This is a genomic window from Actinomadura sp. 9N215, assembly GCF_044326345.1.
GTDB lineage: Bacteria > Actinomycetota > Actinomycetes > Streptosporangiales > Streptosporangiaceae > Spirillospora.
This window is the reverse complement of sequence record NZ_JBIRBA010000014.1, coordinates 1-11,228: the sequence shown is the minus strand read 5'-3', so window position 1 is coordinate 11,228 and position 11,228 is coordinate 1. Positions and strand designations below refer to the sequence as shown.

Annotated in this window: 2 protein-coding genes; both read left to right on the top strand. The window is 74.0% G+C overall.

All coding sequences use genetic code 11. The annotated features are described in order from the left end of the window. Positions 1 to 21: 21 nt before the first annotated feature. Entirely contained in the window at positions 22 to 6,591 is a 6,570-nt protein-coding gene (locus tag ACH34T_RS22910) for an SDR family NAD(P)-dependent oxidoreductase (RefSeq protein ID WP_395994252.1), read from the top strand. Between the two features lie 12 nt (positions 6,592 to 6,603). After that, positions 6,604 to 11,228 (top strand): SDR family NAD(P)-dependent oxidoreductase (locus ACH34T_RS22905; protein ID WP_395994251.1); only part of this gene is annotated, 4,625 nt, incomplete at its 3' end.

The following is an 11,228-nucleotide window of genomic DNA, read 5'->3' as shown; positions in this document are numbered from 1 at the left end:
GAGGGAAGGAGCCCGGGGCAGATGCCGAACGAGGAGAAGCTGCTCGACCACCTCAAGTGGGTCACGGCCGAGCTGCGGGAGGCGCGGCGGAGGCTCGGCGACGCCGAGTCCGCGCTGTCGGAGCCGATCGCCGTCGTCGGCATGGCCTGCCGGTACCCGGGCGGGATCCGCTCCCCCGAGGACCTGTGGCGACTGGTGCGCGACCGCGGCGACGCCATCTCGGAGTTCCCCGGCGACCGCGGCTGGGACCTCGCGCGTCTCTACGACCCCGACCACGAGCGGTACGGCACGTCCTACGTGACCGAGGGCGGCTTCTGCGACGACGCGGCCGGCTTCGACGCGGGCTTCTTCGGCATCAGCCCGCGCGAGGCCGTCGCGATGGACCCGCAGCAGCGGATGCTCCTGGAGACCGCCTGGGAGGCGTTCGAGCGCGCCGGGCTCGCCAAGGAGGCCCTGGACGGCAGCGAAACCGGCGTGTTCGCGGGCGTGAGCTCGTACGACTACCTGTCGTACATCGGTGACATGACCAGCGAGGTCGAGGGCTACGTCGGCACCGGCAACCTCGGCAGCGTGGCGTCGGGCCGGATCGCGTACACCTTCGGCCTGGAGGGGCCCGCCGTCACCGTCGACACGGCCTGCTCGTCGTCGCTGGTCGCCATCCACCTCGCCGCGCACGCGCTGCGGCGCCGCGAGTGCGGCCTGGCGCTCGCCGGGGCCGTCACCGTGATCGCGACGCCCGGCGCGTTCATCGAGTTCTCCCGGCAGCGCGGCCTCGCGGCGGACGGGCGCTGCAAGCCGTTCGCGGCGGCCGCCGACGGCACCGGCTGGGGCGAGGGCGCGGGCGCGCTCGTCCTGGAGCGGCTGTCGGACGCGCGGCGCAACGGCCACCGGGTGCTGGCCGTCATCCGGGGGTCGGCGGTCAACCAGGACGGCGCCTCCAACGGGTTGACGGCGCCCAACGGCCCGTCGCAGCAGCGCGTCATCCGTCAGGCCCTGGCGAACGCGCGTCTGTCGCCGTCCGATGTGGACGTCATCGAGGCGCACGGAACCGGCACCACGCTGGGCGACCCGATCGAGGCGCAAGCCCTCCAAGCCACCTACGGGCAGAACCGCGACCGGCCACTGTGGCTGGGGTCGATCAAGTCGAACATCGGTCACACGCAGGCCGCGGCCGGGATCGCGGGCGTGATCAAGATGGTCATGGCGATGCGCCACGGCGTCCTGCCCGCCACCCTCCACGTCGACGAACCCACCCCGCACGTCGACTGGTCATCGGGCACGGTACGGCTCCTCACCGATCAGATCGACTGGCCGGACACGGACCGTCCGCGGCGAGCGGGGGTGTCCGGGTTCGGCATCTCCGGGACGAACGCCCACCTGATCGTGGAGCAGGCCCCCGAGCCCGAGGCGCCGGACGAGCGAATCCCGCCGACTCCCGGGACGGACCGTCCGGTGCCCTGGACGCTGTCCGCCCGCAGCCCGCAGGCGCTCCAGGCGCAGGCCAGAGCCCTGGCCGGGCACCTGGACGCCGTCCCCGACGCGACCGTGGCCGACGTGGGCTGGTCGCTGGCCAAGACGCGGTCGGCGTTCGAGCATCGCGCGGTCGTGATCGGCCAAAACCGCGCGGACCTGCTCGCCGGGCTGCGCGCGCTGGCCGATGACCGGCCCCACCCCTCCGTAGTGACCGGCAAAGCCACCACCGGGCCAGGACCGGTGCTGGTATTCCCCGGCCAAGGCTCGCAATGGGCCGGGATGGGCGTCCGCCTCCTGGACGACTCCCCCACCTTCGCCGTCCGCATCGCCGAATGCGAACAAGCCCTGGCCCCCTACACCGACTGGTCTCTCACCCACGTCCTGACCAACCCCGCCGACCTGGACCAGGTCGACGTCCTGCAACCCACCCTGTGGGCGGTGATGGTCTCCCTCGCCGCCGTCTGGGCGCACCACGGCATCCACCCCGCCGCCGTCATCGGCCACTCCCAAGGCGAAATCGCCGCCGCCTGCGTCGCCGGAGCACTCACCCTCGACGACGCCGCCAAAATCGTCGCCCTGCGCAGCCAAGCCCTCCGCAAACTCTCCGGCCACGGCGCCATGGCCTCACTCGCAACCAGCGAACACCACACCCACCACCTACTCACCAGCCTCGACCAAATCACCATCGCCGCCGTCAACGGACCCGAGAGCACCGTCATCTGCGGGCCACCCGACCAAGTCGCCGCCGCCGTCGGCATCAGCGAGGAACAAGGCGTCCGCGCCCGCCTCATCGACGTCGACTACGCCTCCCACAGCCCCCACGTCGACCAGATCGCCGACCACATCAAGGGCCTCCTGGCCGACGTCCAGCCCCGCCCCACAGAGATCCCCTTCTACTCCACCGTCGCGGCCGCGCCGATCGACACCACCACACTCGACGCCGACTACTGGGTCACCAACCTGCGGCAACCCGTCCGCTTCGCCGACACCGTCCAACACCTCCTGCACGACGGCCACCGCACCTTCATCGAAACCAGCCCCCACCCCGTCCTGACCATCGGCATCCAACAAACCATCGACCACCACAACCACCACACCGCCACCACCATCCCCACCCTCCGACGCGACCACGACGACCACACCCAACTCCTCCACGCCCTCGCCCAAGCCCACACCACCGGCACCCCCACCGACTGGACACCCACCCTCCCCACCGCCAACACCATCGAACTCCCCACCTACGCCTTCCAACACCACCGCTACTGGCTGGAGAAGCGACCCACCGGAGGCGACCCCGCCGACCTCGGACTCGCGGACGCGGGACATCCCCTCCTCGGCGCGGCGGTCGAGCCGGCCGACGAAGCGGCGGACCTGCTGACCGGGCGGTTGTCCCTCCAGTCCCATCCGTGGCTCGCCGACCATGCCGTCCTCGGCGCCGTGCTGCTCCCCGGGACGGCGTTCGCCGAGCTGGCGCTGCACGCCGCGGCCCGCGCGGGCTGCGACGAGGTCGCCGATCTCGCCCTCGAAGCACCGCTGGTGATCCCGGACGGGGCGGGCGTCGAGGTTCAAGTGGCGGTGGCGGCGGCCGACGAGGCCGGACGGCGGTCCTTCACCGTCCACGCGCGTGCCGCGGGCGGCGGCGACGGTTCGCCCGCGTGGACGCGGCACGCCTCGGGCACCGTGGCGCCCTCCTCATCGGATCGCCCGGCCGCGCCGGACGGCGCCTGGCCGCCGCCCGGTGCCGTGCCGATCGACGTCGGCGGCTTCTACCCGGGCCTCGGCGACCACGGGTACGGTTACGGCCCGGCGTTCCAGGGACTGACGGCCGCCTGGCGGCTGGACGGCGACGTCTACGCCGAGGTCTCGCTCCCCGAGGTGGTGCGCGCGGACGCGTCCGGCTACGGGATCCATCCCGCACTTCTCGACGCCGCCCTGCACGCCCACGCGCTGGCCGCCGACGCGGAATCCGGCGGGCCGGTCCGGCTGCCGTTCTCGTGGCGAGGCCTGCGGCTGCACGCGGCTGGGGCGACGGCGCTCCGGGTCCGGATCGGCGCCGCCGGGGACGACCGCCTCACGCTCACCGCCGCCGACCCCGAAGGCGCACCCGTCGTCACCCTCGACACGCTGGTCATGCGGCCCGCGCCGGCCGGGGAGCTGTCGCCGGCGGCCGCCATCACGAGGAACCGCCTGTTCCGGGTCGGCTGGCTTCGCCGGCCGCTGCCGCAGGACGCGCCGCCGCCCCGGCTGGCCGTCCTGTCGTCCTCCCGGGACGATCCGCTGGCGGCGGCGCTGCCGGAGGTCCCGCGACACCGTGACCCGCGTGCGCTCAGCACGGCCATCGCCGGCGGCGGCGCTGCGCCCGACATCGTCCTCGCGCCGTTCACCGGCGGAGGCGACGAGATGCGGGACGTCGTCCGCGACGCCCTCGCCCTGCTCCAGTCGTGGCTGGCCGACCCCCTGCTCTCCACCGTCAGGCTGGCCGTCGTGACGAGGGGCGCGGTCGCCGCCGACGCCTACGACGTCCTGAGCGACCTGCCCGCGGCGGCGCTGTGGGGCCTGGTCCGCAGCGCCGATTCCGAGAACCCCGGCCGGTTCGTGCTGCTCGACCTCGACTCAGCGGAGGCCTCCGTCCGGGCGCTCCCCGCGGCGCTGGCCTCGCACGAGCCGGAGCTGGCGCTGCGCGAGGGCCACCCGTACGTGCCGCGCCTCGACCACGAGGACACGGCGAAGCGGCTCTCCCCGCCCGCCGGCGCGGCCGGATGGCGGCTCGGCCTCGTCGGCGGCGGCGGCAGCGTCGACGACCTCGCCCTGGTGGAGAGCCAGGACGCCGACCGGCCGCTCGGGCCGGGCGAGGTGCGCGTGGCGCTGCGCGCGGGCGGCCTGAACTTCCACGACGTGCTCATCACGCTCGGCATGGTCGACGACGGGACGCCGCCCGGCTGCGACGGCGCGGGGATCGTCGTCGAGGCGGCCCCGGACGTGGACGGGTTCTCGCCCGGCGACAGGGTCATGGGCCTCTTCGACGGCATCGGCCCCGTCGTCACCACGGACCGGCGCCTGATCGCGCCCGTCCCCCCGGGCTGGACGTTCGCCCAGGCGGCGGGAGCGCCGTCGGCGTTCCTGACCGCCTACTTCGGCCTGTCCGACCTGGGGCGGCTGCGGCCCGGGCAGCGGCTGCTGCTCCACACCGCCACGGGCGGCGTCGGCCTCGCCGCGCTCCAGCTCGCCCGGCACTGGGGGGCGGACGTGTTCACCACGGCGAGCCCCGGCAAGTGGGGCGCGCTGCGCGAGCGCGGCGTCGACCCGAGCCGCATCGCGTCGTCCCGCACGCTCGACTTCGAGGAGGCCTTCCGGGAGACGGCGGGCGCGTTCGACGTGGTGCTCAACTCCCTGGCCGCCGAGTTCGTTGACGCGTCCCTGCGGCTGCTCGCCCCCGGCGGCCGGTTCGTCGACATGGGCAAGACCGACGTCCGCGACCCGGACGAGGTCCGCGAGCGGTACGACGGGGTCTCCTACACCGCGTTCGACCTCCTGGAGACCGCCGGTCCCGACCGTGTCGCGGAGATGCTCGCCGCGCTGTCGGACCTGTTCGAGGACGGGACGCTCCGGCCGCTCCCGTTGACGACGTGGGACATCCGCCAGGCCCCCGAGGCGTTCCGCCACTTCACCCAGGCCCGGCACATCGGCAAGATCATCGTCACGATCCCGGCGGCGGCGCCCGATCCCGGCGGAACGGCGCTGGTCACAGGCGGCACGGCGCTGGTGCCCGGGGGCACCGTGCTGGTCACCGGGGGCACCGGGACGCTCGGCGCCGCCACCGCCCGCCACCTGGTCGCCCGGCACGGCGTCCGGAACCTGCTGCTCACCAGCCGGCGCGGCCCGGACGCACCAGGCGCGGCGGAGCTGGCCGAGGAGCTGACGGCGGCGGGCGCGCGCGTCACCGTCGCCGCCTGCGACGCCGGCGACCGGGCCGCGCTGGCCGCCCTGCTGGACGCCGTCCCCGAGGACCGCCCGCTCACCGGGGTCGTCCACGCCGCGGGGGTGCTCATGGACGGCACCGTCCAGGCGCTGACCCCCGAGCGGTGCGACGCCGTGCTCCAGGCCAAGGCGGTCGCGGCGTGGAACCTGCACGACCTCACCCGCGACCGCGACCTGTCGGCGTTCGTCCTGTTCTCCGCGGCGGCGGGCCTGCTCGGCGCGGCCGGCCAGGGAAACTACTCGGCCGCCAGCGCCTACCTGGACGCGCTCGCGACGCACCGCCACGCCCAGGGCCTGCCCGCGACGTCCCTCGCCTGGGGGTACTGGGTCCAGTCCACCGGCATGACGGGCGGCATGACGGACGCCGACCGGGCCAGGATGGCGCGCACCGGCATCGGCGGCCTGGACGCCGAGCTGGGCCTCGCGCTGTTCGACGCGGCCCTCGAAACCGGGCGTCCTCTCGTCGTCCCCATCGCGCTGGACCTGCCCGCCCTCCGCGCGCACGCGGAGAAGGCGGAACCGCCCGCGATCCTCCGGCAGCTCGTGCGGAAGGCGAGGCCCCAGGCCGCGGCCGCCGCCGCGCCCTCGTCGGCGCCCGGCGGGAGGTTCGCCGCCATGCCCCCCGAGGAGCGCGAGGCGGCGCTGCTCGATCTGGTCCGCACGCACGCCGCGGCCGTGCTCGGGCACGGTTCGGACGAGGCCCTCCACCCCGAGCAGAACTTCCGCGACCTCGGCTTCGACTCGCTGACCGCCGTGGAGCTGCGCAACCTCCTCGGCGCCGCCACCGGGCTGCGGCTGCCCGCCACGCTCGCCTTCGACCATCCGACCCCGGCGGCGGTCGCGCGGCTCCTCGCCGAGGCCGTCGCGCCGTCCGCGCGGACCGCCGCCCCCGCGCCGGACGGCCGCTCGCTGCTGACCGACCTCGACCGGATCGCCGCCGCGGTCTCGGCGCTCGACACCGAAGCGGGCGGCGAGGAGCGGGCCGAGGTCGCCGAAAGGCTGGCGGACATCCTGCGCGACCTGCGCCGCGGACCGGACGACGCCGCCGCCGACGACGCCGATCTGGAGTCGGCCACCGACGACGAGCTGTTCCAGGTCCTCGATCAGGAACTGAACCACGACCCGGGCCCCGTCGAGTGAGGTCGATCAACCTTGGCTGCTGATGACGAGAAGCTGCGCACCTACCTCAAGCGCGCCACCACCGACCTGCGCCAGGCGCGGCGGCGGCTCCGCGAGGTGACGGACCGGGCCCGGGAACCGATCGCCATCATCGGGATGGCGTGCCGGTACCCGGGCGGCGTGACCACCCCCGGCGAGCTGTGGCGGCTGGTCGCCGACGGCGTGGACGCCATCGTCCCCTTCCCCGGCGACCGGGGCTGGGACCTCGACCGCCTCTTCCATCCCGACCCCGGCCATCCCGGCACCAGCCACACCCGCGAGGGAGGGTTCCTGTCGGACGTCGCCGGGTTCGACGCGGAGTTCTTCGGGATCAGCCCGCGCGAGTCGCTCGCGACGGACCCGCAGCAGCGGCTTCTCCTGGAGACCGCCTGGGAGGCGTTCGAGCACGCCGGGCTGCGGCGGGACGAACTGCCCGGGAGCGCCACCGGCGTGTTCACCGGCGGGACGTTCCAGGGCTACGGGGCATCGGGCGGGCCATCGTCCGACGAGGTCGAGGGCTATCTCCTCGCCGGCAGCACCACCAGCGTCATGTCGGGCCGGATCGCGTACACCTTCGGCCTGGAGGGGCCCGCGGTCACCGTCGACACGGCCTGCTCGTCGTCGCTCGTGGCGCTGCACATGGCCTGCCAGGCGCTGCGGCAGGACGAGTGCACGATGGCGCTCGCGGGCGGCGCGACCGTCCTGGCCACGCCCGGCGCGTTCATCGAGTTCTCCCGTCAGCGCGGCCTGGCGCCGGACGGGCGCTCCAAGGCGTTCGCGGCTGCGGCGGACGGCGCGGGGTTCTCCGAGGGCGTGGGCCTGGTGCTCGTGGAGCGGTTGTCGGACGCACGGCGCAACGGTCACCGGGTGCTGGCCGTCATCCGGGGGTCGGCGGTCAACCAGGACGGCGCCTCCAACGGGCTGACCGCGCCCAACGGCCCGTCGCAGCAACGTGTGATCCGCCAGGCGTTGGCGAACGCGCGTCTGTCGCCGTCCGATGTGGACGCCGTCGAGGCGCACGGCACCGGCACCACGCTGGGCGACCCGATCGAGGCGCAGGCCCTTCTCGCGACCTATGGCCAAGACCGCGATCGCCCTTTGTGGCTGGGGTCGATCAAGTCGAACATCGGTCACACGCAGGCCGCGGCCGGGATCGCGGGCGTGATCAAGATGGTCATGGCGATGCGCCACGGCGTCCTGCCCGCCACCCTCCATATCGACGAACCCACTCCGCACGTCGACTGGTCCGCCGGGGACATCCGGCTCCTCAGCGAATCCCGGGAATGGGCGAACGGGGAACGCCCCCGGCGCGCGGGCGTGTCGTCCTTCGGCATCTCCGGGACGAACGCCCACCTGATCGTGGAGCAGGTACCCGAGACCGAGGCGGAGACCAGGCCGCCGGACGAGCCCGCCCTCGATCGGCCCGTGCCGTGGCTCCTGTCCGCCGACGGCGCCGAAGCCCTGCGCGGACAGGCCGAGAAGCTCGCCGCCCACGTCGAGGACCATCCCGAGCAGGCGGTGACGGATGTGGGCTGGTCGCTGGCCAAGACGCGGTCGGCGTTCGAGCATCGCGCGGTCGTGATCGGTCAAAACCGCGCGGACCTGCTCGCCGGGCTGCGCGCGCTGGCCGATGACCGGCCCCACCCCTCCGTGGTCACCGGCAAGGCAACGACCGGGCCGGGACCGGTGCTGGTGTTCCCCGGCCAAGGCTCGCAATGGGCCGGGATGGGCGTCCGCCTCCTGGACGACTCCCCCACCTTCGCCGACCGCATCGCCGAATGCCAGGACGCTCTGTCCCCCCATGTCGACTGGTCCCTCACCCAGGCGTTGACCAGTCCCGCCGACCTGGACCAGGTCGACGTCCTGCAACCCACCCTGTGGGCGGTGATGGTCTCCCTCGCCGCCGTCTGGGCGCACCACGGCATCCACCCCGCCGCCGTCATCGGCCACTCCCAAGGCGAAATCGCCGCCGCCTGCGTCGCCGGAGCACTCACCCTCGACGACGCCGCCAAAATCGTCGCCCTGCGCAGCCAAGCCCTCCGCAAACTCTCCGGCCACGGCGCCATGGCCTCACTCGCCACCAGCGAACACCACACCCACCACCTACTCACCGGCCTCGACCAGATCACCATCGCCGCCGTCAACGGACCCGAGACCACGGTCGTGTCCGGTCCACCCGACCAGATCGCCGCAGCCGTCGCCGCGTGCGAAGCGCAGGGCGTCCGCGCCCGCCTCATCGACGTCGACTACGCCTCCCACGGGCCCCAGGTCGACCAGATCGCCGACCACATCAAGGACCTGCTCACCGGGATCCAGCCCAGGCGCACCGACGTCGCGTTCTACTCCACTGTCGCGGCCGCGCCGATCGACACCACCACACTCGACGCCGACTACTGGGTCACCAACCTGCGGCAACCCGTCCGCTTCGCCGACACCGTCCAACACCTCCTGCGCGACGGCCACCGCACCTTCATCGAAACCAGCCCCCACCCCGTCCTGACCATCGGCATCCAACAAACCATCGACCACCACAACCACCACACCGCCACCACCATCCCCACCCTCCGACGCGACCACGACGACCACACCCAACTCCTCCACGCCCTCGCCCAAGCCCACACCACCGGCACCCCCACCGACTGGACACCCACCCTCCCCACCGCCAACACCATCGAACTCCCCACCTACGCCTTCCAACACCACCGCTACTGGCTGGCCCAGGGCAACACGCCCGGCTCGCTGCCGGACGCCGTGGACCTCGCCGACGGGGGGCTCCTGCTCACCGGGCAGGTGGCGGAAAGCGGCTGGCTGGGAGACCACGGCGTGGGCGGGACGGTGCTGGTCCCGGGTGCGGGCATGGTCGAATGGGCGCTGCGCGCGGCGGACGCGGCGGGCTGCTCCGGCGTCGAGGAACTGGTGCTGCGGGCCCCGCTGATCGTCCCCGAGACGGGCTCCCTGCAGGTGCAGGTCGCGGTGGACGCCGCCGGGCCCGACGGACGGCGCGGCGTACGCGTGTTCTCCAGCCAGGACCCCGACGCCGAACCGGACCGCGAATGGAGCCTCCACGCCGAGGGCGTCCTCACTCCCGAGGCGCCCGCGGACGGCACGGGCCTGACCGGCGTCTGGCCTCCGCCCGGCGCGCAGGCCGTCGACGTCGCGGGGTTCTACGAGCGGGCCGAGGACGCCGGGTACGGGTACGGCCCCGCGTTCCGGGGGCTCCGCGCGGTCTGGCGGGACGACCGCGACCTCCTGGCCGAGGTGGCGCTGCCCGAGGCCGCGGGCGAGCACGGCGCGTTCGGCATCCATCCCGCGCTGCTGGACGCGGCGCTGCACCCCGCGCTGCTCACCGGCCGGGACGACGACCCGGACGGCGGCGGCGAGGTGTGGTTGCCGTTCGCCTGGAACGGCGTGACGCTCTGGGCCACGGGCGCCTCCACGGTCAGGGTGCGCCTCAGCCCGGCGGCGGGCCGGGGGTGGGCGATCACCGTGACCGACCCGGCGGGCGCGCCCGTGCTCACGGTGGACTCGATGGTCCCCCGCGCGACCACACCGGAGCGGATCCAGCGGGACCGGAACGCGGCCCAGGGGAAGCGCGGCCTGTTCACGATCGATTGGGAGGTCCTCCCCGTCCCGTCGTCCGGACGGACGGAGGACTGGCCGGTCCTGGAGAGCGTCCCGGCGCTGCTGGAGGGCGACGCGCCGCCGCCTCCGGTGGTCCTGGCTCGCACGCCCGACGTGGAGGCCGGGGACGGCTTGTCCGCGCTCGAAGAGCTCTTGGCACTCGTCCAGGAATGGCTGGCCGAGCCCAAGCTCGACGACACCCGGCTCGTCTTCCTCAGCCAGGGCGCCGTCCCCACCGGCGATGACGTCGACACGGTGAGCGCGAGCGCCTGGGGCCTGCTGCGCAGCGCGCAGTCCGAGAACCCCGGCCGCTTCACCCTGATCGACCTCGACTCCGACGGCCGGCTCGACCAGGTGGGCACGGCCCTTGAGCAGGACGAACCGCAGATGGCGATCCGCGCGGGACGCATTCTGGTCCCCCGCCTGAAGCGCGCGAGCGACCCCGCCGGGGAAGGCGCCCCGCTCGATCCGGAGGGGACGGTTCTGATCACCGGCGGCACCGGCACCCTGGGCGGCCTGGTCGCCGAACACCTGGCCCGCACCTGGGGCGCCAAACACCTCCTCCTGGTCAGCCGCCGCGGCCCCAACGCCCCCGGCGCCGACACCCTGAAGACCAAACTCACTGATCTGGGCGCGCAGGTCCAGATCGTCGCGGCCGACCTGACCGACGCGGCCACCGTCACCGACCTGGTCCACGACCTCAACCTGACGGCAGTGATCCATACCGCCGCAGTGCTGGACGACGCGACCCTCACCACCCTCGCCCCCGACCAACTCCGCCGGGTCTGGCACGCCAAGGCCACCACCGCCCGCCACCTGCACCACGCCACCCGACACCACGACCTGGCCGCGTTCGTCCTGTTCTCCTCCGCCGCCGCCACCCTCGGCAGCCCCGGACAAGCCGCCTACGCCGCCGCCAACGCCTACCTCGACGCCCTCGCCCACCACCGCCACACCCACCACCTCCCCGCACAATCCATCGCCTGGGGACTGTGGCA